The organism is Streptomyces sp. CB02414 (genome assembly GCF_001905385.1).
Classification (GTDB): Bacteria; Actinomycetota; Actinomycetes; order Streptomycetales; family Streptomycetaceae; genus Streptomyces.
Window position 1 is genome coordinate 249,617 of sequence record NZ_LIPF01000011.1, and the last position, 23,799, is coordinate 273,415.

The following is a 23,799-nucleotide window of genomic DNA, read 5'->3' on the forward strand; positions in this document are numbered from 1 at the left end:
CTTCCAGGGTACGGGGAGGCGGGAACCGGAGCGCGCGAGTATCCGTTCACGATCACATGGGGGCGAAGCACGAATCCACAGGCGCATCCGGCGGCGGGTCCAAGGACGGGGACCGGCGCATCGGCCGGCGGGCGCTGCTCGTCGGCGGCACTGCGGCGGCCGTGGGCACCGCCGTGCTGGCGCGCGACGAGCTGTCCCGCCTGTGGTGGCGCGTTCCGGGCGTGGAGCGGCCCCGTGAGGAGGGTGCGGTCGACTACACGGCGGCCCGCTGGGTGGCGGCCTCGGACGAGAACTGGCGGCGCGCCGACCGGCCCGACGACTTCGGCATCGACATGGTGATCGTCCATGTCACCCAGGGCAGCTTCGCCAGCGCGGTGAAGGCGTTCCAGAACCCGGCGCACAAGGCGGCCACGCACTACATCGTGGGGCAGGACGGCCGGGTCACCCAGATGATCCGCGAGCTGGACGTGGCCTACCACGCGGGCAACCGCGACTACAACGAGCGCAGTGTCGGCATCGAGCACGAGGGTTTCGTGGACCGCCCGCAGGACTTCACCGACGCGATGTACGCCGCATCGGCGCGGCTGACGGCGGGGATCTGCGCCCGGTACGACATACCGCTGGACCGCGAGCACATCATCGGTCACGTGGAGGTGCCGGGCACCGACCACACCGATCCGGGACCGCACTGGGACTGGGACCGGTACATGGAGCTGGTGCGGCGGGCGGCGACGAGCGCCCCCTCCCCCGGCGCCTCGAAGAGTGCCTGACGCCGGCTCCGGCTAACTCAGCCCGGCCGCCCGTGCCCGCTCCACCGCCGGGCCGATGGCCTTGGCGAGGGCCTCGACGTCGGCCTCGGTGGAGGTGTGGCCCAGCGAGAAACGCAGGGTGCCGCGGGCCAGGTCGGGGTCGGTGCCGGTGGCCAGCAGGACGTGGCTGGGCTGGGCCACGCCCGCGGTGCAGGCGGAGCCGGTGGAGCACTCGATGCCCTGGGCGTCGAGCAGGAGGAGGAGGGAGTCGCCCTCGCAGCCCGGGAAGGTGAAGTGGGCGTTGGCGGGGAGGCGGCCCTCCGGTGCCGGGTCGCCGCCGAGGATCGCGTCCGGGACCGCCGTACGGACCGCGTCGACCAGGCCGTCGCGCAGGGCGCCGATCTCGCGGGCGAACCACTCGCGCTGTCCGGCGGCGAGGCGCGCGGCGACCGCGAAGGAGGCGACGGCGGGGGCGTCGAGGGTGCCGGAGCGGACGTGGCGTTCCTGGCCGCCGCCGTGCAGGACCGGTACGGGGCTGTACTCGCGGCCCAGCAGCAGCGCGCCGATGCCGTAGGGGCCGCCGATCTTGTGGCCGGAAACCGTCATCGCGGCGAGCCCGGAGGCGGCGAAGTCGACCGGCAGCTGACCGATCGCCTGGACCGCGTCGGCGTGCAGCGGCACGTCGAACTCGGCGGCCACGTCGGCGAGTTCACGGACCGGCATGATCGTGCCGATCTCGTTGTTGGCCCACATGACGGTGGCGAGGGCCACGTCGCCGGGGTCACGGGCGATGGCCTCGCGCAGCGCCTCGGGGTGGACGCGGCCGTGGGGGTCGACGGGCAGGTACTCGACCGTCGCGCCCTCGTGCTCGCCGAGCCAGTGGACGGCGTCGAGGACCGCGTGGTGCTCGACGGGGCTGGCCAGGACCCGGGTGCGGGCCGGGTCGGCGTCGCGGCGGGCCCAGTACAGGCCCTTGACCGCGAGGTTGTCGGCCTCGGTGCCGCCGGAGGTGAGGACCACCTCGCTGGGCCGGGCGCCGAGAGCCTCGGCGAGCGTCTCGCGGGCCTCCTCGACGGTGCGCCTCGCACGGCGGCCGGACGCGTGGAGGGAGGAGGCGTTGCCGGTGACGCTCAGGTGCGCGGTGAGTGCCTCGACTGCCTCGGGAAGCATCGGGGTCGTCGCGGCGTGGTCGAGGTAAGCCATGGTGGGGCCGATTCTACGGGGCGGCTCCGCCGGGCCTCGGACCAAGGCTGGCCTCGTCGGGGCCCCTTTCGGTCACAGGCTCCAGGACATGGTGTTGTCCGCCGACATGAACGCCGCGAGGACGAGCAGGTCGGCGACGCCCAGGCCGAGGCCGAGGAGCGCCCGGCCGCGACGGGCGGTGCCGCGCCGCAGGGCGATGCTCGCCAGGGCGATGGCGATCGGGCCGAGGAAGACGTTGAGGACGAGCAGGCCGAGCAGGCCGAGAACGAAGGAGGCGACGGCCATGCCGTCGGTGTCGCGGATGCCGGTCCGGCGGGCGGCCGGTGCGGTGAGCTGCATGGTGTTCTCCCTGCCGTGCGTCGATGGACCGTGCGTCAGTGCACCGTGCGTCAGTGGGCGGAGGTGCTCCGTCGGCGGCCGTGCCGTTCGCGGGCCGCGAAGATGCCGAGCCAGACGGCGATGACGAGGCCTGCGGCGACGGAGAAGGTCAGCGGCGCGTGGGCGACGGTGCCCAGGACCACGCCGAGGAGCAGGAGTGCGGCGACGAGAAACAGCATGGAGCGGATCTCCCAACCTTCGGTGAACGGTTGTAGTTACACTTGTTCACTGACTTCCCAGCCTAGCGCGCCTCACGACTTCTCAATTACAGAGAACAGTTGTTAACTGCATGGCATGAGTCACACCTCCGGCGTTCGCCGGGCCCAGAAGCAGAAGACCCGGCAGGCACTGCTGGACGCGGCGCTCGTACTGCTGGAGGACCAGAGCCTGAGCAGCCTGGGTCTGCGGGAGGTCACCCGCGCGGTGGGCGTCGCGCCGACCGCTTTCTACCGCCACTTCCGCTCCACGGCCGACCTGGGCGTGGCGCTGGTCGAGGAGGCGCTGGGGAGCCTGCACCCGATGATCCGGGCCACGGTGTCACCGGACGGGGACAGCGAGGAACGCATCGCGCGGGCGGTGGAGTTGATCGCCGGGCACGTGGCCGCCCATCCGGCGCACGTGCGTTTCGTCGCGCGCGAGCGGCACGGCGGGGTGCGGCCGGTGCGGGAGGCGATACGGGAGCAACTGGCCCGGTTCGCCGGGGAGGTGAAGGACGAGCTGGCCAAGGACCCGGTGTCGGCGGGCTGGAGCGAGGCCGACCTGCTGATGCTCGCGAGCCTGTACGTCGACCAGATGCTGGCCACGGCCTCGCTGTTCCTGGAGACGCTGGAGGCGCCCGGGGCGGAGCGCCGGCGCGCGGCGGACACCGCGACGCGTCAGATGCGGCTGATCAGCGTCGGCCGCCGGCACTGGCTGGAGTGACCCCCGGCGCCGGCGGCGTGCGACGGCCCAGAACCTGCCCGCGAGGCGGCCCCGGTCAGCCGAGGCGGACCCGGGCGAGCTGGCGGGACTGGGCGACCAGGCGGTCGGCGCTGTCCCAGACCTCGGCGTCCTCCTCCAGGAAGCCGCCGGCGAGGTTGCGGGTGGTGATGGAGACGCGCAGCGGGCCCGGGGCCGGACGGCAGCGCACGTGCACGGTCAGCTCGACCGTCGGCACCCAGCCCTTCAGCCCCAGCTCGAAGGCGGTGGGCGGCAGCGCGTCCACCGCGAGGAGCAGCGAGAGGGGGTCGGCGTCACGGCCGTCGGCGAGCCCGAACCAGGCGCGCATCTCGCCCCGGCCGGAGGGCTGTCCGAGCGCCCATCCCAGCGTGGCGGGGTCCAGCTTGAGCATCAGGCGGTCGGCGATGGCGGAACTGCCGTCGACGGGAGCGGGGCCGTCCTCCGGGCCGAAGCACTGGTCCATCGGCGGGACGGCGGGCGGCTTCGCCGAGGTGCGGACGTCGTCGGGCAGCGCGTCGAGGTCGCCGTAGGAGGCGAGGACGCGGATGCGCTCGACCTCGTTGCCCTCGTCGTCGTACTGGAAGAGGGATGCCTGGCCGGTGGAGAGGGTGCGCCCGGTCCGGACCGCCTCGGTGCGCACGACCGCCGGGCCGGGCTGGGAGGCGGTGAGGTAGTGCGCCGAGACCGTGAAGGGGTCGGTGTGCGGGAGGGCGTCCCCGAGGGCGCGGCCCAGGACGGCCAGCAGATAGCCGCCGTTGACGGCGTTGATGATCGTCCAGCCGGCGGAGAGGTCGATGTCGTAGACACCGGGGGCGCGCCGGGAAACGGCGGTGTCCCGGTCGAACTCGCTGTCGCCGATGGTGGCCCGCGTGGCCGCTGCGGAGGCTGCTTCTGGCATGGCTGTACGGTACAACACGCAATTACTAAGCGGTAGCTTTTAGAAATGGCCCGGGTTCGGCCCTAGGTACCTCGTGAGCGTTCCCGCAGGTATGCCTCCAGTTCGGCGGCTCCCGCGAGCATCGCCCGTCCACGGGCGGAGACCCGGTCGTACCAGTCCCGCAGGGTGGCCTCCAGCGGTTCCGGACCGCCTGCTCCTCGCACCTGGGCGATCACGGGGGCGATCTGCTCCAACAGGTAGCCGCCCCGCCGCAGCTGGTGGACCAGCCGGGCGTCCCGGACGTCGGTCTCGCCGTACACGCGGTACCCGGTCAGTGGGTCGCGGCGCGGGTGGACCAGACCGGCGCGCTCCCACTTGCGCAGCGTCGCGGGCCGGATGCCGAGCTCCTGGGCCAGCGGACCGACGAACACCCCGCCTCGGCCTGGCACTTCCGCGGCGGGCGCGGACGTCAGGTCGCGCAGCGCGCGCTCCACCGCCTGGAGGGTCCGCCGGTCCGCGAGGAGCTGGGCGTGGCTCTCGTCGATGAGCCGGAACGCCTCCCCCTCGGCGTCCCGGTTCACGGCCCGCATCACCGACGCCGCTCTCTGGTGGCCGTGTCCGGGCACCAGGGCGAGGAAGGCGCCGAGGGCGCGCGCGTGCAGCGGGGTGTAGGTGCGGTATCCGCTGTCCGTGCGACCGGCGGCCGGGAGGATGCCGGACTCCTCGTAGTTCCGGACGGCCTGCGTGGACAGGCCGTGGCCGCGCGCCAGGTCCACCGGGCGCAGCTGTTCACCACTTTGAAGGTTTCGGGCCACGGGCCCGACGTTATCGCTGGAAAGTCTCCACCGAAAGTTCAACGATAGCGTTGAACGCGTGGCTACCGACATCAAGGACACCGCCCGTGCCGTCGAGGCCGCCGCCCTCATGGAGCTGTTGCCGGCCCGGCCCCGGATGCTCGCGCTGGGCGAGCCGACCCATGGCGAGGAGCTGCTGCTCGAGGTACGCAACGAGCTGTTCCGGCGACTGGTGGAGGAGGAGGGTTACCGGACGATCGCGATCGAGAGCGACTGCCTGGCGGGACTGGTCGTCGACGACCACGTCACCTCGGGCGCGGGCACGCTCGACGAGGCCATGGAGCGCGGGTTCAGCCACGGGTGGGGCGCGTCCGCCGCCAACCGCGAGCTGGTGCGCTGGATGCGGGCGTACAACGAGGGCCGGCCCGCCTCCGATCGCGTCCGCTTCGCCGGTTTCGACGGCCCGCTGGAGATCACCCACGCCGAGAGCCCGAGGCCCGCCCTCACCGCCCTGCACGCCTGCCTCGCGGACCGGGTGGACGCCGGTCTGCTCCCCTGCACCAGAGAGACGCTGGACCGACTGCTGGGTCCGGACGAACAGTGGACGGAACCCGCCGCGATGACGGACCCGGGCCGGTCGGTGGGGCGGTCGGCCGAGGCCCGGGAGCTGCGGCTGCTCGCCGACGACCTGGTGTCGCTGCTCGACGAGCAGGCACCCCGGCTGCTCGCGGAGGGCTCACGCGACGGCCTGGACCGGGCGCTCCTGTACGGACGTACCGCCGCCGGCCTGCTGCGGTACCACTCCTGGATGGCCGACCCGTCACCGGCCCGCATGAACCGGCTGCTGGGCCTGCGGGACCGGATGATGGCGGAGAACCTGCTCGCGCTCGCCGACCGGGGCCCGGTACTCGTCCACGCGCAGAACGCCCACCTCCAGCGGGAGCAGAGCAGCATGCGGATGTGGCAGGGGCCGGTGGAGTGGTGGAGTGCCGGGGCGCTGGTCAGCGCGCGGCTCGGCGGGGAGTACGCCTTCGTCGCCACGGCCCTCGGCACCATCCGGCACCAGGGTGTGGACACCCCTCCGCCGGACACCCTCGAAGGGCTCCTGTACGCCCTCCCTCAGGACCGCTGCCTCGTCGACGCCGCCCGGCTGGCCGCCGCCCTCGGTGACCCGGCGCCCGCTCCCCGCGAGTCCCCCTGGTTCGGCTACGCGCCGCTCGCCCCGGACCACCTGCCCTCGATCGACGGCGTGGTCTTCATCAAGGACATGCCGGACAGCCCGTGACTCACTCCCCCTCCACCACACCCGACCGCCGGTTCCAGGCGCGCGGTGCCCGCCAGTGGAAGCGCAGGGCGAGCAGGCGCAGGACGAAGGCGGTGACCACCGCGAGCCCGGTGGTGAACGGGGTGAGGGCCTCGTAGCGAATGCACAGGGCGACCATGGTGGCGCCGACGATCGCGGGGACGGCGTACAGATCGCGGTCCCAGCGCAGCAGCGAGGGCACCTCGTTGGCGAGGACGTCCCGCAGCACGCCGCCGCCCACGGCGGTGGCCAGGCCCAGGCAGGCGGAGGCGGTCAGGCCCAGTCCGTAGTCGTAGGCCTTGGTGGTGCCGGCGACGCAGAACAGGCCGAGGCCCGCCGCGTCGAAGACGTTCACGCCGGTCTGGAGGCGCTCCACGTGCGGGTGGAGGAAGAAGACCAGCGCGGTGGCGAACAGCGGGGTGACGAAGTACCCCAGGTCCGTGAAGGCGGCGGGCGGTACGGCGCCGATGACCAGGTCCCGGAACAGTCCCCCGCCCAGCGCGGTGACCTCGGCGAGGACGGCGATGCCGAACACGTCGAAGTTCTTGCGTACGGCCAGCAGCGCGCCGGAGATGGCGAAGACGAAGATGCCGACCAGGTCGAGCGTGTGCTGGACGGTGGGGGTGAAGAGTTGCTCGTACACCCTGCCATTCTCACCTGCCGCCGAGCCCCCGCCTTGCAAACGAAGGCGGGGGCTCGGCGGTGCGGCAGGGGCGTCGCAGGGTCACTTCTCCTTGGCGGGAGGCTCCTCGCCGGTGTCCTCGCCCTTGGGGGCGTCGTCCCCGGACTCGGCCTCAGGGGCCTCCGAGGTCTCCGGGGTCTCCGGGAGCTCCGAGGCCTCCGAGGTCTCCACCTCCGCGGCCACCGCCGCCGAGGTCCGGGCCGACTCGGCGAGCGCGTCCTCGGCGACCAGCTCCGCCGCCTCCTTGGCGTCGGAGAGCAGGACGACGTCCTGCGGGGCCTGGTCCTCGAAGTTCTCCGGGTGGTGGCAGGCGACCTGCTGACCGGGCCGCAGCTCCTTCAGCGGCGGCTCGGTCGTCCGGCAGACCTCCGTCGCCTTCCAGCACCGGGTGTGGAAGCGGCAGCCGCTCGGCGGGGAGATCGGCGAGGGCACGTCGCCCTTGAGCAGGATGCGCTCGCTCTTGGCGCCGCGCCGCGCCGGGTCCGGGATCGGGACCGCCGACATCAGGGCCTTGGTGTACGGGTGCATCGGCGACTTGTAGAGCAGGTCGCGGTCGGCCAGCTCCATGATCTTGCCGAGGTACATCACCGCGATCCGGTCCGAGACGTGCCGGACCACGGACAGGTCGTGCGCGATGATCACGTACGTCAGGCCCAGCTCCTGCTGGAGGTCGTCGAGGAGGTTGACGACCTGGGCCTGGATCGACACGTCGAGCGCGGAGACCGGCTCGTCGGCCACGACCAGCTTCGGGTTGAGCGCGAGCGCGCGGGCGATGCCGATGCGCTGGCGCTGACCGCCGGAGAACTCGTGCGGGTAGCGGTTGTAGTGCTCGGGGTTGAGACCGACCACCGACAGCAGCCGCTGGACCTCCTTCTTGACCCCGCCCTCGGGCTGGACGCCCTGGAGCTTGAAGGGGGCGCTGACGATCGTGCCGATGGTGTGGCGCGGGTTCAGCGACGAGTACGGGTCCTGGAAGATCATCTGCACGTCGCGGCGCAGCGGGCGCATGCCGCCGACCCCGAGGTGGGTGATGTCCTTGCCCTCGAACTCGACCTTGCCTGCGGTCGGCTCCAGCAGCCGGGTGATCAGCCGGCCCATGGTCGACTTGCCGCAACCCGACTCGCCCACGACGCCGAGGGTCTCACCGGAGCGGACCTCGAAGTCGATGCCGTCGACGGCGCGCACCGCGCCGACCTGGCGCTGCAGCAGGCCCTTCTTGATCGGGAAGTGCTTCTGCAGCCCGGTCACCTTGAGCAGGGTCTCACCGCGGGCGGCGCCCTCGGTGAGGGTGGCAGTGCCTGCCGAGCCGTCGCTCTGTGCGGGGATGGTCACCGCTTCGTCCTCTGCCTTTGCCTTTGCTTCGTCGCTCACAGCTTCGGCGCAATCTCTTCGGTCCAGATCCGCTCCCGCTGCTCCTGCGACATGTGGCAGGCGGCCCAGTGCTTGCTGCCGACCTCGGTCAGCTCGGGGCGGACCGTGCGGGTGACGTCGTCCTTGGGCACGTCGGCGTACGGGCAGCGCGGGTTGAAGGCGCAGCCGGACGGGAGGTTGATCAGGGAGGGCGGGGAGCCCTTGACCGGGGTGAGGCGCTCCTGCTGGTCGCGGTCGAGCCGCGGCATCGAGCCGAGCAGGCCCCAGGTGTAGGGGTGCCGGGGCTCGTAGAACACCTTCTCCGCCGGGCCCCGCTCGACGCAGCGGCCGCCGTACATCACCAGGAGGTCGTCGGCCAGCTCGGCGACGACGCCCAGGTCGTGGGTGATGATGATGACCGCGGAGCCGAACTCCTTCTGCAGGTCCCGGATGAGGTCGAGGATCTGCGCCTGGACGGTCACGTCCAGGGCGGTGGTCGGCTCGTCCGCGATGAGCAGCTCGGGGTTGTTGACCAGCGACATCGCGATCATCGCGCGCTGGCGCATACCGCCGGAGAACTCGTGCGGGTAGCTGTCCACCCGCTTGTCCGGCTGCGGGATGCCGACGCGGTCGAGCATCTCCACCGCGCGGCGCTTGGCGGTCTTCTTGTCCACGTCGTGGTGGATGCGGTACGCCTCCACGATCTGCTGCCCGATCGTGTAGTACGGGTGCAGCGCGGACAGCGGGTCCTGGAAGATCATCGCCATCTCGCGGCCGCGCAGCTTGCGCACGTGGTCCGGGTCGGCGGAGAGCAGCTCGGTGCCGTCCAGCCAGATCTCGCCGGAGATCTGCGCCTTGCGCTTGCCGTACTGGCCGGCGGTGTGCAGGCCCATGATGCCGAGCGAGGTCACCGACTTGCCGGAGCCGGACTCGCCGACGATGCCGAGGGTCTTGCCCCGCTCCAGCTGGAAGCTGAGGCCGTCGACGGACTTGACCAGGCCGTCGTCGGTCGGGAAGTGCACCTTCAGGTCGCGTACTTCCAGGAAGGCGCTCGGCGCGGGCGAGGAGCCGGTGGGTTCGCCCACGGCTGCTCCGCTCTTGCTGAGGTCGGTCATGCGAGCCTCACTCGGGGGTCGATCACGGCGTACAGGACGTCCACCACGAGGTTGGCGATCAGCACCGCGAGAGAAGTGATCAGGGTGACGCCCAGGATAAACGGCAGGTCGTTGTTCTGGATCGCGTCCAGGACCTTCTGGCCGAGACCGGGGAGGCTGAACGTCGTCTCGGTGAGGATCGCGCCGCCCATGAGGGCGCCGAGGTCCATGCCGAGCATGGTGAGCAGCGGGGTCAGCGTCGACCGCATGGCGTGCTTGCGGATGACGACCGGTTCCCTCAGGCCCTTGGCGCGCGCGGTGCGGATGTAGTCCTCGCCGAGGATCTCCATCATGGTGGCCCGGGTGATCCGGGCGTACATCGCGGCGTACAGGAAGGCCAGGGTGACCCAGGGCAGGATCATGCCGCCGAGCCAGCCGGTGAGGCTGTCCTCCAGGGGCACGAACTCGCCGTCGATCCAGCCCAGGCCGTAGGAGAAGATCGCCAGGCTGAGCAGACCGGTGAAGTAGATGGGCAGGGAGACGCCCGCGAGCGCGACGATCATCGCGCCGCGGTCCCACAGGGTGCCCCGCTTGAGCGCGGAGAGCACACCGGCGGCCAGGCCGAAGATCAGCCAGAGCACGGCGGCACCGAGAGCGAGGGCCAGGGTCACCGGGAAACGCTCGGTCAGCACCGGCCAGACGGCCTGCTCGGTCTTGAAGGAGTACCCGAAGCACGGCGCGGTGCAGTTGGTCACGTCGCCGCCGGAGGCGTAGGTGCGCCCCACGAAGATGCCCTTGATGAACTCCCAGGCCTGGACGACGACCGGGTCGTCAAGGCTCAGCTTCTGCCGCACGGCCTCGACGGCGTCGGGGCCGGCCTGCTTGCCCACGTAGTTCAGGGCGATGTCGACGCCCGCCCACTTGGGGACGAGGAAGAAGATGCAGAAGACCACCAGGATGATGACCACCAGCATCACTGCGGCGGCGAACAGCCGCCTGATGAGGTAAGCGAGCACAGCGTGCGGCCCGCCGCGGACCGCGGGCCCAGGAGATCGTCCCGGGCCCGCGGTCACGCCGCGCCGGCCTTCACCTGCCTTTCGTGCCGTACGGCGGGTGTGCCGGTTACTTCTTCGGGTTCTTCAGACCGAGGTTGACGAAGTCGTACATACCGCTGTAGCCGTCGGTGGTGTACACGTTCGCCAGGTTGTCCGAGCGCCAGTTGATGAACTTCTCGAAGACGAAGGGCAGGTAGTACGCGCCCTCCATCACCTTGTGGTTGATCTCCGTGGCGATCTTGGCCTTGCCGGCGTCGTCCAGCTCGGTCAGGTAGCTGTCGAACAGGCCGTCGATCTCCTTGTCCTTGATCAGCGCGAAGTTGTTGTTGGCGCTCTCAAGGATGTAGTCGCTGTGCCACAGCGGCAGACCGTAACCCTGGACGGACGGGAAGTCCGGGCCCCAGCCCATGATGATGACGCCGTAGCCCTTCTTGGCCACGTTGGAGGGGCTGCCGACGACGCTGGCGTACTGCGAGCCGTCGTACTGCTCGATCTCGAGGTCGATGCCGACCTTCTTCAGCGACGCCTGCATCGACTCGGCCGTGGCGACCTCGACCGGCTTGTTGTTGCGGACGGCGATCTTGCTCTTGAAGCCGTTGGGCTTGCCGCAGGCCTTCAGCTCTTCCTTGGCCTTCTCGACGTTGCCCTTCTTGTTGGCACCGGCGATCTCGTACGGGTCGTACTTCTGGCCCTCGGAGCCCGGGACGGACGGCGGCAGCATGTTGGTGCCGATGTCACCGCCGGCCACCGGGCCGCCGCGCGCGGTCTGCAGCGAGACGTGGTCGGCGCCGTAGATCATGGCCTTGCGGCAGTGGATGTTGTTGAACGGCTCGACGTTCGTCGCGAACGTCGCGTAGCGGATGTAGCCGGAGACCGGGTTGTCCAGGTTCTCCTTGTGCTCCTTCAGGGCGGTGGTGCGGCCCTGCGGGGACAGACCGGTCTGGGCGAGGTCCAGGTCGTAGTCACCCGCGATGAGACGGGCGTCCAGGTCGTTGGCGTTGGAGAAGAACTTGATCGTGATCTTGTCCGGGTACGCCTTGCGGACCGGGTCCGAGTCCTGGTTCCACTCGGTGTTGCGGACCAGGGTCAGGTCCTTGCCGGGGTTGTAGGACTCGAACTTGTACGGGCCCGAGGAGAACGGGCGCAGGCCGTACTTGGACTTGGTGTCCTTGTCCTGGCGGACCGGGGACGCCGAGGTCAGCGCCAGCATCTCCTCGAAGTCCGAGTTGGCCTTCGGCAGCTTGAAGACGATGGTCTTGTCGTCCGGCGTCTCGATCGCCTTCAGACCCAGCTTGTCCTTGGACTTGTCCTTGTACGGACCCTGGTACTCGTCCTTGGGGTCGAGCACCTCCTTGAGGTACGTCGGACCGCCCGACAGCACGTCCTGCGCCCAGACGCGCTCGATGCCGTACTTGACGTCCTTGGAGGTGATCGGCTTGCCGTCCTCCCAGGTGACGCCGTCACGCAGGGTGTACGTGTAGGTCTTGCCGTCGTCGGAGACCTTGGCGAGACCGGTGGCGAGGTCGGGGGTGACCTCGGCGCCCGCCGAACCCGGCTCGGTCTTGTTCGTGACGAGCTGGCGGCTGTAGTAGCGGGAGAAGTTCCACATGAAGCCGTAGTAGCCGCGCGTGGTGTCCCACGAGTCGGCGTCCTGCGTGCTCGCGAACTTCAGGGTGCCGCCCTTCTTGGCCGCGGAGGCCTGGGCGACCTTGTTGTTGGCCGCGTCGAAGCCGGGCGCGCCGTTCTTCGAGCCGCCGTTGCTGTCGTCTCCGCCGCCGCCGCACGCCGCCGTGGTCAGCAGCGCGGCGACCACTGCGGCAGCGGCCAAAGCCTGCTTGCGCCGCCCTGAGGTGCGTTGGGTAGTCACGATCTCGGATCCTCCGGATTAGATGAGAGACCCCGTGCAGGTGCCACGGGTCGCTTTACGGAACGGCAGGTCAGCGGGACCCCTTCGGGTCCAGTGCGTCGCGTACGCCGTCACCGAAGAGGTTGAAGGCAAGAACGGTGATGAAGATCGCCACACCCGGGATCACCATGTACATGGGATCCGACTTGTAGTAGTCGATCGCGCTCGACAGCATCTGCCCCCAGGAGGAGGTGGGCGGCTTGACGCCCACGCCCAGGAAGCTGAGTGCGGCCTCGGTGAGGATGTTGGTCGGGATCATCATCGTCGTGTAGACGATGATCGGCGCGACCAGGTTGGGCAGCAGTTCCTTGAACAGGATGTAGAAGCGCCCGGCACCCAGGGACCGGGCCGCCTCGACGTACTCCCGTTCGCGCATGGAGAGGGTCTGGCCGCGGACCACACGGCCGATGTAGGGCCAGCCGAAGAAGCCGATGACCAGGATCATCATGAGCAGGCGGACGCCGGTGCCACTGAGGCCCAGCATGCTGTCCGGCATGACCGAGACCAGCGCGATGATGAAGAGCAGCTGCGGGAAGGCCAGCAGGCCGTCCATGATCCGGCTGATGAGGGCGTCGACCCAGCCGCCGAAGAAGCCGGCCAGGACACCGAGGACGGTACCGATGATCACGGCCACGATCGCGGACAGGAAGCCGACGAGGAGCGAGATCCGGGCGCCGTGGACGATGCGGGCGAAGATGTCACGGCCGTTGACCGGCTCGACGCCCAGCCAGTGCTCGCCGCTCATGCCGCCCAGGGAGTCGGTGGGCGTACCGAACAGCGGGTCGATCAGGTCCTCGTGGAACTCGTTGGGGTCCTGGCCGTAGAGCGAGGTGATCAGGGGCGCGAAGATCGCGACCACGATGAGGAAGAGCACGACGATGCCACCCGCGAGGGCCAGCTTGTCCCGCTTCAGGCGCTCCCAGGCGATGCGGCCGAGGGAACGCCCCTGAACCGCCTTGGCCTCGGTGCCGGCAACCGCCGCCTCCTCGGCCGCGCTCGGGGCCGCCTCCGCGGTCGGCTCGTGCAATGGTGCCGTCATCTGGCAGGGACCCCTCTCAACCGGCGGTAGCCGGCCCGCACTTGCCGCTGTAGCGGCGTGATCAGTCCGTCGTACACAGGGGCGAACAACCACCCCTTGGTGCGGGAGTCTTCAACGCTTTGGCGATCTGTAGCCAGACTTGACGGGGAATGGATGCGCAACCGTGATGCTGTTCGAGGTGTTCCGTTATCCGGACAGTGGGTAACGGGGGCCGGACGCGGACGAGTTGGGGCATCGGCGGCACAGTGGTGCCATACGTCCTCGTCTACGCGCGAAGATGTCCGCCCACCGCGGGCGGAAGGAGCCGCCGGACGGTCAGTACCGGCCCTGGGCCGGAGGGTATCCGTACCCGCCCGCCGGCGCCTGTGCGGGGGCGGCCGCGTGGGCCTCGCGGTCGTAGAACGGGCGGGCGTTGGCACGCAGCCACATGGCGACCGGGTCGTGGGCGTCGGTCATCGCGACGGTCGACACGGGCAGCCCGTCCGGGACCGCGCCGACGGACTGCTGCATCATCGCGCGCACCGCGTCGACGGCCGGCGGGGAGGTGTCGTACACGTCGAGACCGATGGCGAGGTAGGGCGCCCCGAGCGCCGGCTGCACCCAGGCGCGGCGCAGCGCGCGGACCGCCGGGGTGCGATGGGCGTTCTGCGCGAGCAGGGCGTAGAACTGCGGGATCTCGATGGCCGGTTCGGACAGCCGCAGGGGGCCGGCGGGCTGACGGTCCAGGCCGGAGGCGATGCGGCGCAGGTCGAGCCAGGGGATGCCGACGCCGCCGCCGGGGGCGTGCGGGTTGAGCCACAGGCCGTAGCGGTCGGGGTAGAGGGCGCGGGCCGCCTCCAGTCCGTCGACCACCTCGTACGACCGGTTCCAGCCGCTGGCCGACAGCTCCTGGGCGGAGGTGACGCAGGGCGCGTACCCGTAGCCGTCGACCTCCATGTTCCCGTACTGGGCGTCCGGGGAGCCGGCCTGGCCGTGCCAGAGCAGCATCCAGACCTGGCCGGAGGTGGGGGTGGCGAGCGCGCGGAGCAGGGCCTCGTAGGCGTCGTAGCGCCCGGGGGTCACCTGGCGCAGCATGTGCTCGACCTGTCCGGTCGTGGTGCCGCTGGCGCTCACGTGTATCGCCCCTTCGAGAAGTTCCCCGGTTGTGAACCCAGCTTAAGGCTCCGCCGGACGGGGGGCGCCTATGAGCTCGGGGGGGTGCTGTTGTCGTGCGTCTGCGGCGCCGCCGTGGCTGGTCGCGCAGTTCCCCGCGCCCCTTACCGGCACTGCTCTCACCGGTGACTACAAGTCGCGGTCGTAGAAGGGGTGGACGTTCGTTCGCAGCCAGTCGCAGACCGGGTCCTGGGCTGCCTCCAGGAGGACCAGGTTGACCTGGGTGTTCAGGGGGGCCTTGGTGAGGGCTCGGCCAAGGGCTTCGAGGGGGAGGGCTCGGGCGTCGCCCTCCCAGTGGGTGAGTTCGACGCCTACGAAGACCACCGGGTCGGCGGTCTCGATGGCGGCCATGCAGCGGCGGGCGGTGCGGACGACGCCGGTCGCGGCGAACTCGGCGGAGGCGGCGGCCAGGAAGTCCACCGGGTCGTCCTGCCAGTCCGGCTCGAAGAGGCGGACCCGGCCGCCGGACGCGGGCCCGTCCAGCGGGGTGCGGCCGGCCCGGCACAGCTCGGCCACGGCGGGCGGCGGCAGCGGGATGCCGACGACGCCGTCCGGGTTGACGGCGATGCCGACCTGCGGGGGCAGGCCCCGGGCGAACTCCACGGCCGGGGCGACGGTGTACGCCATCTGCGCGCCGGCGACCTGGCGGAGCTGCTCCTCGGAGCTGAACACCGGGACGTAGGCCTGGCCGTCGATCTCCAGCGAGGGCAGGTCGAGGGGGCCGCTGTGCGGGCCGCCGCCGTTCGGCAGGGGTATCCACAGGAAGCTGCGGCCGAGCACCTCCACGATCCGGCCGCCGGCCGACGGGACGCCGAGGGAGGCGGACAGCACCTCCTCCAGCTCGTTGCCGGGCCATCCGCCGTGCGGGTGGGGGTGCGCCTGTGCCGGGAAGTCCATCTGTCCGCCTACCGCCTGCCTGGTACCGCTGCTGTGGCTGAAAAGGCTAACCCGTTCGGGTGTGCGGCCCTACGGTGCGTCACCCGGTGAACGCGATCCGGTGGAGGGTGTCGGCCGCGGCACGGTCCAGGAGGACGGCCGAGGTGCAGCCCGCGGGCAGGGTGCCCTCGGCCACCGCGCGCAGCAGGCGGGTGCTGGCCGTGCGGTGCCGCAGGAAGGCGTACCGCGACACGCCCCGGCCGCGCTCCCGCTGGCCGGCCAGCGCGTCGTCGGCGTCGACGTCGAGGAGCAGCAGGTGCAGGGCGCCCTCGCGGCGGCGGGCCTCGCGGGCCAGCCAGGCGCGCACCCAGGACTGCGTGCCGCAGTCGTGCACGACGACGCCCTCGCCGGAGCGCAGCGCCCTGCGCAGTCCGGCGTAGTGGGCGAGGCGGACGAGGGGGCGGTAGAGGGCGTACGGCAGGAAGCGCGGCATGCGGCGGTCCCAGCGGTCGCGGGTGTCCTGGGAGTCGATGCGCCGGCCGCGTACGGTGCGCCGCATCAGCGTCGACTTGCCGCTGCCGGGCAGGCCGGTGATCACCACCAGGTCCCGGGGTCCGAAGAGCAGGGCGTGCGGGCTGCGGCCGCCGCGGTCCCTCAGGTCGCGGACGACGGGTGCGGGCAGTTCGGCGCACGCCTGAGGTGCCGGGGCGACGGGCTGCTTGGGCAGCGCGAGACCCGAGGTGGTGGCGTACGCCGTGGTCCTGTTCACCGTGATCGTCCTCCCCTGGGGCGGTTCACGAGTTCCCATCCCCGTCGAGTGTAAAGAGAAGGTAATGCGCAGGTCTCGCGTTTTCGTGCGCTTACTGCCACAGGCCGGTTACAGATATCGGTCTGCCCACGGACGCGGGCAGCGTGCAATGATGGCGGCGCCAACTGCATACCGGCCGTTTGAATCCGCGCGGGAGAGTCCCCGGCCGCGCCGGGGCGCCGAAGGAGCAAGTCCCTCCCTTGAATCTCTCAGGCACCGTTACCGCGCGGGCGAGGCACATCTGAAAAGCGGGCCGCCGTCCGACGGCTGCCCCACCCAAGGTGCAAGCCCTGATCGCCGTACTCCGGTGGTCGTGGCGAACCTCTCAGGTTCCGATGACAGATGGGGAGGAACGACCTCGCCCGTGCCTGTCCTGTCCTGGGAGACGACCGACCGATGAGCAGCACAGAACTCCGCCGTACCGCGCTCGATGCCACGCATCGCGCGCTGGGCGCGACGATGACCGACTTCGCAGGCTGGGACATGCCCCTGCGCTACGGCTCCGAGCGCGACGAGCACGTCGCGGTGCGCACCCGGGCCGGGCTCTTCGACCTCTCGCACATGGGTGAGATCACGGTCACCGGCCCCCAGGCCGCCGACCTGCTGAACTTCGCACTGGTCGGCAACATCGGCAGCGTGAAGCCGGGCCGCGCCCGCTACACCATGATCTGCCGCGAGGACGGCGGCATCCTGGACGACCTGATCGTCTACCGGCTGGGCGAAGCCGAGTACATGGTGGTCGCCAACGCCTCGAACGCCCAGGTCGTACTCGACGCGCTGGCCGAGCGGGCCGCCGGCTTCGACGCCGAGGTGCGCGACGACCGGGACGCGTACGCGCTGCTGGCGGTGCAGGGCCCGGAGTCCCCGGGCATCCTCGGGTCGCTCACCGACGCCGACCTGGACGGCCTGAAGTACTACGCCGGGCTGCCCGGCACGGTCGCGGGCGTCCCGGCGCTCATCGCGCGCACCGGCTACACCGGCGAGGACGGCTTCGAGCTGTTCGTGAAGCCCGAGCACGCCGTCGAGCTGTGGCAGGCGCTGACCAAGGCGGGCGAGGGCGCCGGGCTGGTCCCGTGCGGCCTGTCCTGCCGGGACACGCTCCGCCTGGAGGCGGGCATGCCGCTGTACGGGCACGAGCTGACGACCGCGCTGACGCCCTTCGACGCCGGGCTCGGCCGGGTGGTGAAGTTCGAGAAGGAGGGCGACTTCGTGGGGCGCGCCGCGCTGACCGAGGCCGCTTCCCGGGCCGAGCAGAACCCGCCCCGCGTCCTGGTCGGCCTGGTCGCCGGGGGCCGCCGGGTCCCGCGCGCCGGGTACCAGGTCGTCGCGGGCGGCGAGGTGGTCGGCGAGGTGACGTCCGGCGCGCCGTCCCCGACGCTGGGCAAGCCGATCGCCATGGCGTACGTCGACCCCGCGCACGCGGCGCCGGGCACCGAGGGTGTCGGCGTGGACATCCGGGGCAGCCACGAGCCGTACGAGGTCGTGGCGCTGCCGTTCTACAAGCGTCAGAAGTAGACACTGGGCGGCGGGACCCTCGCCGTCCCGCGCGCGTTCTCGCTGATCACCAGCGGTTTCCGTAGTCCCCCCTTCATCAGCACTCCCCCGCGTACAGGAGAATTCAGGCCATGAGCAACCCCCAGCAGCTGCGTTACAGCAAGGAGCACGAGTGGCTGTCGGCCGCCGAGGACGGCGCTTCGACGGTCGGCATCACGGAGCACGCGGCCAACGCGCTCGGTGACGTCGTCTTCGTCCAGCTCCCCGAGGTCGGCGACTCGGTGACCGCGGGCGAGACCTGCGGCGAACTGGAGTCCACCAAGTCGGTCTCCGACCTGTACTCCCCCGTCTCCGGCGAGATCACCGAGGTCAACGAGGACGTCGTCAACGACCCGTCGCTGGTGAACTCCGCGCCCTTCGAGGGCGGCTGGCTGTTCAAGGTGCGGATCACGGACGAGCCGACCGACCTGCTCTCCGCCGACGAGTACACCGCCTTCACCGCCGGCTGAGGAGACACGGACCGCATGTCGCTTCTGAACACACCCCTGCACGAGCTCGACCCCGACGTCGCCGCGGCCGTCGACGCCGAGCTGGACCGCCAGCAGTCCACCCTCGAGATGATCGCCTCCGAGAACTTCGCGCCCGTCGCGGTCATGGAGGCCCAGGGCTCGGTCCTCACCAACAAGTACGCCGAGGGCTACCCCGGCCGCCGCTACTACGGCGGCTGCGAGCACGTCGACGTGGTCGAGCAGATCGCCATCGACCGGGTCAAGGCGCTCTTCGGCGCCGAGCACGCCAACGTGCAGCCGCACTCGGGCGCCCAGGCCAACGCGGCGGCGATGTTCGCGCTGCTGAAGCCGGGCGACACGATCATGGGTCTGAACCTCGCCCACGGCGGGCACCTGACCCACGGCATGAAGATCAACTTCTCCGGCAAGCTCTACAACGTGGTCGCCTACCACGTCGGCGACGACGGCCAGGTCGACATGGCCGAGGTGGAGCGCCTCGCCAAGGAGAACAAGCCGAAGCTGATCGTGGCCGGCTGGTCGGCCTACCCGCGTCAGCTGGACTTCGCCGCGTTCCGCAAGGTCGCGGACGAGGTCGGCGCGTACCTCATGGTCGACATGGCGCACTTCGCCGGTCTGGTCGCGGCGGGCCTGCACCCGAACCCGGTCCCGCACGCCCACGTCGTGACCACCACCACCCACAAGACGCTGGGCGGCCCGCGCGGCGGTGTGATCCTCTCCACGGCCGAACTGGCCAAGAAGATCAACTCCGCCGTCTTCCCCGGTCAGCAGGGTGGCCCGCTGGAGCACGTGGTGGCCGCGAAGGCCGTCGCCTTCAAGGTCGCCGCGAGCGAGGACTTCAAGGAGCGCCAGGGCCGTACGCTGGAGGGTGCCCGCATCCTGGCCGAGCGCCTGGTGCGGGACGACGCGAAGGCGGCGGGCGTCTCCGTCCTGACCGGCGGCACGGACGTCCACCTGGTCCTGGTCGACCTGCGCGACTCCGAGCTGGACGGGCAGCAGGCCGAGGACCGTCTCCACGAGGTCGGCATCACGGTCAACCGCAACGCCGTCCCGAACGACCCGCGTCCGCCGATGGTGACCTCCGGTCTGCGCATCGGTACGCCGGCCCTGGCGACCCGCGGCTTCACGGCCGAGGACTTCGCCGAGGTCGCTGACGTGATCGCCGAGGCGCTGAAGCCGTCCTACGACGCCGAAGCCCTCAAGGCCCGGGTGAAGGCCCTGGCCGACAAGCACCCGCTGTACCCGGGTCTGAACAAGTAGACACCGCGTACGGGGGTGCCGTGCCCGTCACGAGCGGGCACGGCACCCCGCCCCCTGAAGCACCACCTCTGCACCACCCCCGTTCTGAGGAGTCCCCCGTGGCCATCTCGGTCTTCGACCTGTTCTCGATCGGCATCGGCCCGTCGAGCTCCCACACGGTCGGCCCGATGCGCGCGGCCCGCATGTTCGCCCGCCGCCTGCGGGGCGAGGAGCTGCTGGGCTCCGTCGCCTCGGTCCGCGCCGAGCTGTACGGCTCGCTCGGCGCCACCGGCCACGGCCACGGCACGCCCAAGGCGGTGCTGCTCGGCCTGGAGGGCGACTCGCCCCGCACGGTCGACGTGGAGACGGCCGACGACCGCGTCGAGACGATCAGGTCGTCCGGCCGCATCAACCTCCTCGGCGAGCACGAGATCGCCTTCTCCTACGACGACGACATGGTCCTGCACCGCCGCAAGGCCCTCCCCTACCACGCCAACGGCATGACCCTGTGGGCGTACGACGCGGCGGGCACGGAAGTGCTCACGAAGACGTACTACTCGGTCGGCGGCGGCTTCGTCGTCGACGAGGACGCGGTGGGCGCCGACCGCATCGTCCTCGACGACACGGTCCTCAAGTACCCCTTCCGCACCGGTGACGAGCTGCTGCGCCTCGCCCGCGAGACGGGCCTGTCCATCTCCGCCCTGATGCTGGAGAACGAGCGGGCCTGGCGCGACGAGGACGAGGTCCGCGAGGGCCTGCTGGAGATCTGGCGCGTGATGCGGGCCTGCGTGGACCGCGGCATGTCCCGCGAGGGCATCCTGCCGGGCGGCCTGAAGGTCCGCCGCCGTGCCGCCAACACCGCGCGCAAGCTGCGCTCCGAGGGCGACCCGCAGGCCCTGGCGATGGAGTGGATCACCCTCTACGCCATGGCCGTGAACGAGGAGAACGCGGCCGGCGGCCGGGTCGTCACCGCCCCGACGAACGGCGCGGCGGGCATCATCCCGGCGGTCCTGCACTACTACGTGAACTTCGTCCCCGGCGCCGACGAGGACGGCGTGGTCCGCTTCCTCCTGGCCGCGGGCGCCATCGGCATGCTCTTCAAGGAGAACGCCTCCATCTCCGGCGCCGAGGTCGGCTGCCAGGGCGAGGTCGGCTCCGCCTGCTCCATGGCGGCCGGCGCCCTCGCCGAGGTGCTGGGCGGCTCCCCCGAGCAGGTGGAGAACGCCGCCGAGATCGGCATGGAGCACAACCTCGGCCTCACCTGCGATCCGGTCGGCGGCCTCGTCCAGATCCCGTGCATCGAGCGCAACGGCATGGCCGCCGTCAAGGCGGTCACGGCGGCGCGGATGGCGATGCGCGGCGACGGCTCGCACAAGGTGTCCCTCGACAAGGTCATCAAGACCATGAAGGACACCGGCGCGGACATGTCGGTGAAGTACAAGGAGACGGCGCGGGGCGGGCTGGCGGTCAACATCATCGAGTGCTGAGCGCAGACCACTCGCCCCGGGCGGGCGCCGCGAGGTGCGGCGCCCGCCCGGGCCGGAGCGCCGGCGAACGTCCGGTCAGCAGCGGACGGTTGCCTTCCAGACCTTGATGCCCTTGCTGTTGCAGTGGACGGTCTTGCCCTTCGCGATCCTGGTGCAGGGGTGGTCCGTGCCGTACTTCATCTGGACCTCGACCTTCATCGCGCCCTCGCAGGTGTTCCTCACCTGGTGGAGGAGTTCGGGATCGGACTGCCGGATCAGCCTGGGCGTGCGCCGGTACCGGTCGCTCCGCGAAAGGGCATCCGTCCGGAAGACCGACTCGGTCAGCACTGGCCGCCCTCCCCCTCATACACCCGAGCTCGGACGAGCATGTCCAAGCACTCGAACGGGCATGACCCGGGTGTCTCACATAATGACACTCGCTTTCCGAAACACAAGACGGCTGAGATCGTTGCGGTATCCATGTTTCGCACGTGAAAGACCGAGCAATGCCCGCACCAGCACCCGGTTCAGCCCAGACCCCCGTCAATCCCCGGTCGCGGGTCCTCATCGCCAGCCTCATCGGCACGACGATCGAGTTCTACGACTTCTACATCTACGCGACCGCCGCCGTACTGGTCTTCCCCGAGCTGTTCTTCCCGAACAGCGACCCGACCACGGCCCTGCTGTCGTCCTTCGCGGTCTTCGGTGCCGCGATGGTCGCCCGGCCGATCGGCGCCGTCTTCTTCGGGCACCTCGGTGACCGGCTCGGCCGCAAGAAGACGCTGGTGGTCTCCCTCCTCACCATGGGCATCGCCACCTTCCTCATCGGCGTACTGCCCACCTACGCGCAGGCCGGCTGGATCGCCACCGGGCTGCTGGTGCTGATGCGCCTCGCCCAGGGCTTCGCGCTCGGCGGCGAGTGGAGCGGCGCGGCGCTGGTCGCGACCGAGAACGCCCCCCGCGGCAAGCGCGCCCTGTACGGCACCTTCCCGCAGCTCGGCGCCCCGCTCGGCTTCATCATCGGCAACGGCCTGTTCCTGATCATCGGCGCGCTGCTGCCGTCCGCGGCCGGCGCCGACCCCACCCAGCCGTCCGAGGCCTTCATCAGCTGGGGCTGGCGCATCCCGTTCCTGTTCTCCGCCGTGATGGTCGCGATCGGCCTGTGGGTGCGCTCGCGGCTCGTGGAGTCGGCGGTGTTCACCAAGACCCAGGAGACCGGAAAGGTGCGCAAGCTGCCGCTGGCCACCGTGGTCCAGGGTCACTGGAAGCAGCTGATCCTCGGCACCTTCATCATGCTGGCGACGTACGTGCTCTTCTACCTGATGACCACGTTCTCGCTGAGCTACGGCCGCACCGCCGAGGACGCCGACGTTCCCGGGCTCGGCTACAGCTACACCACCTTCGTCCTGATGATGATCTTCGGCGTGCTGTTCTTCGCCGTGTTCACCCTGGTCTCCGGCCCGCTCGCGGACAAGTACGGGCGGCGCACCACGCTGATCTGGATCACCGCCGCGATCGTGGTCTTCGGCCTGGTCTGGGTGCCGCTGATCGGCCTCGGCACGCTCGGCGTGGTGCTGTGGCTGGTGCTCGGCTTCACTCTGATGGGCATGACGTTCGGCCCGATGGGCGCGCTGCTGCCCGAGCTGTTTCCGACCAGTGTGCGCTACACCGGTTCCGGCATCTCGTACAACGTCAGCTCGATCCTCGGCGCGGCCGTCGCGCCGTTCATCGCGGTGGCGCTGTGGGAGGCCGGGGACGGGTCCCCGTGGCTGGTCGGCGTCTACCTCTCCGCCATGGCGGTGCTGACGCTGGTCGCGCTGCTGCTCGGCAAGGAGACCAAGGACGTCTCCCTGGACGAGGGCGAGGCCGCGCCGGCCGCCGAGGACGCCCCGGCGGCCCCGGTCACCACCTCCGCCCCCTGATCCGACCGGCGTTCACCACCGCCGTACGCCGAGCGCCCGCGCGCCCGGCGTACGGCCGCCACCCACCGGGCATAACAACAACCTCCGCCCCGAAGGCACTTCAGCCCCACCGGCATCCGAGGGAGTCCGCATGCTGCGCGGCATCGACGTCAGCTCGTACCAGTCCTCCAGCTACGACACGGACGGCCTCTCCTTCGTCTTCGTCAAGGCGACGGAGGGCCGTTCGTACGTCAACCCCAGACTGGCGGCCCAGACCGAACGCGGCCGCGACGCCGGGCTCGTCGTCGGCTTCTACCACTTCCTCTGGCCCGGCAACCTGACCGCGCAGGCCGAGTACTTCGTCTCCAAGGCGCCCGAGAGGAAGGGCGACATCCTCGCCGTCGACTGGGAGACGACGGGCGAGGGCACCCACGCGAGCAACGCGGAGAAGGACCGGTTCATCCGGAAGGTGAAGGAGCTACGGCCGGACAATCGGGTCATTCTCTACTGCAACCGGCACTTTTGGCTGAACATCGACACGACCTCGTACGCCGGTGACGGCCTCTGGATCGCCGACTACGTGTCGGCCGGCAAGCCCCGCATCCAGGCCGAGTGGCGCTTCCACCAGTACACCGACGACCCGGTCGACACGAACGCGGCGGACTTCGGCAGCAAGGCCGCGCTGAGGGAGTGGGCCCAGGGGGCTTAACCCTCCGCAGCTAGGGCCTGTCCGGCGGATCATGCCGCAGACGCGGAGTCTGGCACGCCCATCTGCGGCGTTGTCGTCGGTTGCCGACTCCCCCACGCTCGGCTTCGCTCGCGCGGGGGGACCCCCATCGCGTCGACGCCCTCCTCCGCCTTGCAGCTGGACGCACCAGACTCCGCTCACCTGCACTGATCAGTCGCCGCACCTTTCCTGCGACCTGATCCGCCGGACAGGCCCTAGCTGTGTTGACCGGACAGGTTG

General features: G+C 70.6%; 24 protein-coding genes and 2 riboswitches. Of the genes, 9 read left to right on the plus strand and 15 right to left on the minus strand.

What is annotated here, in order from left to right:
• Positions 1-56 precede the first annotated feature (56 nt).
• Positions 57-770, plus strand: coding sequence for an N-acetylmuramoyl-L-alanine amidase (locus AMK11_RS32340; protein ID WP_073731667.1), 714 nt, complete (start codon positions 57-59; stop codon positions 768-770).
• 12 nt (positions 771-782) lie between these two features.
• On the opposite strand, the gene AMK11_RS32345 is transcribed toward AMK11_RS32340, so the two are convergent.
• The 3 genes from AMK11_RS32345 to AMK11_RS37145 all read right to left on the minus strand — a co-directional run bounded on the left by AMK11_RS32345 (position 783) and on the right by AMK11_RS37145 (position 2,509).
• On the minus strand, positions 783-1,952 hold the full coding sequence (locus tag AMK11_RS32345) for a cysteine desulfurase family protein (RefSeq protein ID WP_073731668.1): 1,170 nt from the start codon (positions 1,950-1,952) through the stop codon (positions 783-785).
• A gap of 72 nt (positions 1,953-2,024) precedes the next feature.
• Positions 2,025-2,291 (minus strand): DUF4190 domain-containing protein, encoded by a 267-nt coding sequence (locus AMK11_RS32350; RefSeq protein ID WP_073731669.1) that lies wholly within the window; start codon positions 2,289-2,291, stop codon positions 2,025-2,027.
• Between the two features lie 50 nt (positions 2,292-2,341).
• Positions 2,342-2,509: a hypothetical protein gene (locus AMK11_RS37145; protein ID WP_079187829.1), complete on the minus strand. Its 168-nt coding sequence runs from the start codon at positions 2,507-2,509 to the stop codon at positions 2,342-2,344.
• Between the two features lie 115 nt (positions 2,510-2,624).
• Here AMK11_RS37145 and AMK11_RS32355 point away from each other — a divergent pair, with 115 nt between their 5' ends.
• Positions 2,625-3,251: a TetR family transcriptional regulator gene (locus AMK11_RS32355; protein WP_073731670.1), complete on the plus strand. Its 627-nt coding sequence runs from the start codon at positions 2,625-2,627 to the stop codon at positions 3,249-3,251.
• Positions 3,252-3,306: 55 nt separating this feature from the next.
• Here AMK11_RS32355 and AMK11_RS32360 read toward each other — a convergent pair whose 3' ends face one another.
• Positions 3,307-4,167 (minus strand): thioesterase family protein, encoded by an 861-nt coding sequence (locus AMK11_RS32360; protein ID WP_073731671.1) that lies wholly within the window; start codon positions 4,165-4,167, stop codon positions 3,307-3,309.
• A 62-nt stretch (positions 4,168-4,229) separates the two neighbouring features.
• On the minus strand, positions 4,230-4,961 hold the full coding sequence (locus AMK11_RS32365) for a TioE family transcriptional regulator (protein ID WP_073731672.1): 732 nt from the start codon (positions 4,959-4,961) through the stop codon (positions 4,230-4,232).
• A gap of 58 nt (positions 4,962-5,019) precedes the next feature.
• On the opposite strand from AMK11_RS32365, the gene AMK11_RS32370 reads away from it, so the two are divergent.
• A complete protein-coding gene (locus tag AMK11_RS32370) occupies positions 5,020-6,225 on the plus strand; it encodes an erythromycin esterase family protein (RefSeq protein WP_073731673.1) in 1,206 nt (401 codons plus the stop codon).
• 1 nt (position 6,226) lies between these two features.
• Here AMK11_RS32370 and AMK11_RS32375 read toward each other — a convergent pair whose 3' ends face one another.
• The 9 genes from AMK11_RS32375 to AMK11_RS32415 all read right to left on the minus strand — a co-directional run bounded on the left by AMK11_RS32375 (position 6,227) and on the right by AMK11_RS32415 (position 16,166).
• Positions 6,227-6,886 carry a trimeric intracellular cation channel family protein gene (locus AMK11_RS32375; RefSeq protein WP_073731674.1) on the minus strand — a complete coding sequence of 220 codons (660 nt, stop codon included), beginning with the start codon at positions 6,884-6,886 and terminating at the stop codon, positions 6,227-6,229.
• Positions 6,887-6,967: 81 nt separating this feature from the next.
• Entirely contained in the window at positions 6,968-8,257 is a 1,290-nt protein-coding gene (locus AMK11_RS32380) for an ABC transporter ATP-binding protein (RefSeq protein ID WP_073731675.1), read from the minus strand.
• 35 nt (positions 8,258-8,292) lie between these two features.
• Positions 8,293-9,390 carry an ABC transporter ATP-binding protein gene (locus tag AMK11_RS32385; protein WP_073731676.1) on the minus strand — a complete coding sequence of 366 codons (1,098 nt, stop codon included), beginning with the start codon at positions 9,388-9,390 and terminating at the stop codon, positions 8,293-8,295.
• Positions 9,387-10,385 (minus strand): ABC transporter permease, encoded by a 999-nt coding sequence (locus AMK11_RS32390; protein ID WP_073731677.1) that lies wholly within the window; start codon positions 10,383-10,385, stop codon positions 9,387-9,389. Before AMK11_RS32390 ends, AMK11_RS32385 begins: the two co-directional genes overlap by 4 nt.
• Before the next feature lie 106 nt (positions 10,386-10,491).
• Entirely contained in the window at positions 10,492-12,291 is a 1,800-nt protein-coding gene (locus AMK11_RS32395; protein WP_073731678.1) for an ABC transporter substrate-binding protein, read from the minus strand.
• A gap of 70 nt (positions 12,292-12,361) precedes the next feature.
• On the minus strand, positions 12,362-13,369 hold the full coding sequence (locus AMK11_RS32400) for an ABC transporter permease (protein ID WP_073731679.1): 1,008 nt from the start codon (positions 13,367-13,369) through the stop codon (positions 12,362-12,364).
• A gap of 315 nt (positions 13,370-13,684) precedes the next feature.
• Positions 13,685-14,482, minus strand: a complete 798-nt coding sequence (locus AMK11_RS32405; protein WP_073731680.1) for an enhanced serine sensitivity protein SseB C-terminal domain-containing protein — start codon at positions 14,480-14,482, stop codon at positions 13,685-13,687.
• Between the two features lie 168 nt (positions 14,483-14,650).
• Positions 14,651-15,418 (minus strand): enhanced serine sensitivity protein SseB, encoded by a 768-nt coding sequence (locus tag AMK11_RS32410; RefSeq protein ID WP_073731681.1) that lies wholly within the window; start codon positions 15,416-15,418, stop codon positions 14,651-14,653.
• A gap of 79 nt (positions 15,419-15,497) precedes the next feature.
• Positions 15,498-16,166 carry an AAA family ATPase gene (locus AMK11_RS32415; RefSeq protein ID WP_073731682.1) on the minus strand — a complete coding sequence of 223 codons (669 nt, stop codon included), beginning with the start codon at positions 16,164-16,166 and terminating at the stop codon, positions 15,498-15,500.
• Positions 16,167-16,346: 180 nt separating this feature from the next.
• Positions 16,347-16,440, plus strand: a riboswitch (glycine riboswitch).
• Positions 16,441-16,557, plus strand: a riboswitch (glycine riboswitch). It abuts the riboswitch before it with no gap.
• Between the two features lie 44 nt (positions 16,558-16,601).
• Here AMK11_RS32415 and gcvT point away from each other — a divergent pair.
• From gcvT to AMK11_RS32435, 4 genes are all read left to right on the plus strand, one after another.
• Entirely contained in the window at positions 16,602-17,720 is a 1,119-nt protein-coding gene (gene gcvT / locus AMK11_RS32420) for a glycine cleavage system aminomethyltransferase GcvT (RefSeq protein ID WP_073731683.1), read from the plus strand.
• A gap of 110 nt (positions 17,721-17,830) precedes the next feature.
• Positions 17,831-18,208: a glycine cleavage system protein GcvH gene (gene gcvH / locus AMK11_RS32425; protein ID WP_073731684.1), complete on the plus strand. Its 378-nt coding sequence runs from the start codon at positions 17,831-17,833 to the stop codon at positions 18,206-18,208.
• A 15-nt stretch (positions 18,209-18,223) separates the two neighbouring features.
• Positions 18,224-19,486, plus strand: coding sequence for a serine hydroxymethyltransferase (gene glyA, locus AMK11_RS32430; RefSeq protein WP_073731685.1), 1,263 nt, complete (start codon positions 18,224-18,226; stop codon positions 19,484-19,486).
• 98 nt (positions 19,487-19,584) lie between these two features.
• Positions 19,585-20,952, plus strand: a complete 1,368-nt coding sequence (locus AMK11_RS32435; protein WP_073731686.1) for an L-serine ammonia-lyase — start codon at positions 19,585-19,587, stop codon at positions 20,950-20,952.
• Between the two features lie 75 nt (positions 20,953-21,027).
• On the opposite strand, the gene AMK11_RS32440 is transcribed toward AMK11_RS32435, so the two are convergent.
• Positions 21,028-21,279 carry a hypothetical protein gene (locus tag AMK11_RS32440; RefSeq protein ID WP_073731687.1) on the minus strand — a complete coding sequence of 84 codons (252 nt, stop codon included), beginning with the start codon at positions 21,277-21,279 and terminating at the stop codon, positions 21,028-21,030.
• Positions 21,280-21,437: 158 nt separating this feature from the next.
• Between AMK11_RS32440 and AMK11_RS32445 the strand changes: the two genes are divergently transcribed.
• Both AMK11_RS32445 and AMK11_RS32450 read left to right on the plus strand, forming a co-directional pair.
• A complete protein-coding gene (locus tag AMK11_RS32445; protein ID WP_073731688.1) occupies positions 21,438-22,853 on the plus strand; it encodes an MFS transporter in 1,416 nt (471 codons plus the stop codon).
• Positions 22,854-22,983: 130 nt separating this feature from the next.
• On the plus strand, positions 22,984-23,541 hold the full coding sequence (locus AMK11_RS32450; RefSeq protein ID WP_073731689.1) for a glycoside hydrolase family 25 protein: 558 nt from the start codon (positions 22,984-22,986) through the stop codon (positions 23,539-23,541).
• The last annotated feature ends 258 nt before the right edge of the window (positions 23,542-23,799 follow it).

Excerpts from the sequence above, each read along its gene's own strand:
- AMK11_RS32340 (WP_073731667.1), top strand. The coding sequence starts at position 57 with ATGGGGGCGAAGCACGAATCCACAGGCGCATCCGGCGGCGGGTCCAAG.
- AMK11_RS32345 (WP_073731668.1), bottom strand. The coding sequence starts at position 1,952 with ATGGCTTACCTCGACCACGCCGCGACGACCCCGATGCTTCCCGAGGCA.
- AMK11_RS32350 (WP_073731669.1), bottom strand. The coding sequence starts at position 2,291 with ATGCAGCTCACCGCACCGGCCGCCCGCCGGACCGGCATCCGCGACACC.
- AMK11_RS37145 (WP_079187829.1), bottom strand. The coding sequence starts at position 2,509 with ATGCTGTTTCTCGTCGCCGCACTCCTGCTCCTCGGCGTGGTCCTGGGC.
- AMK11_RS32355 (WP_073731670.1), top strand. The coding sequence starts at position 2,625 with ATGAGTCACACCTCCGGCGTTCGCCGGGCCCAGAAGCAGAAGACCCGG.
- AMK11_RS32360 (WP_073731671.1), bottom strand. The coding sequence starts at position 4,167 with ATGCCAGAAGCAGCCTCCGCAGCGGCCACGCGGGCCACCATCGGCGAC.
- AMK11_RS32385 (WP_073731676.1), bottom strand. The coding sequence starts at position 9,390 with ATGACCGACCTCAGCAAGAGCGGAGCAGCCGTGGGCGAACCCACCGGC.
- AMK11_RS32400 (WP_073731679.1), bottom strand. The coding sequence starts at position 13,369 with ATGACGGCACCATTGCACGAGCCGACCGCGGAGGCGGCCCCGAGCGCG.
- AMK11_RS32410 (WP_073731681.1), bottom strand. The coding sequence starts at position 15,418 with ATGGACTTCCCGGCACAGGCGCACCCCCACCCGCACGGCGGATGGCCC.
- gcvT (WP_073731683.1), top strand. The coding sequence starts at position 16,602 with ATGAGCAGCACAGAACTCCGCCGTACCGCGCTCGATGCCACGCATCGC.
- gcvH (WP_073731684.1), top strand. The coding sequence starts at position 17,831 with ATGAGCAACCCCCAGCAGCTGCGTTACAGCAAGGAGCACGAGTGGCTG.
- glyA (WP_073731685.1), top strand. The coding sequence starts at position 18,224 with ATGTCGCTTCTGAACACACCCCTGCACGAGCTCGACCCCGACGTCGCC.
- AMK11_RS32445 (WP_073731688.1), top strand. The coding sequence starts at position 21,438 with ATGCCCGCACCAGCACCCGGTTCAGCCCAGACCCCCGTCAATCCCCGG.
- AMK11_RS32450 (WP_073731689.1), top strand. The coding sequence starts at position 22,984 with ATGCTGCGCGGCATCGACGTCAGCTCGTACCAGTCCTCCAGCTACGAC.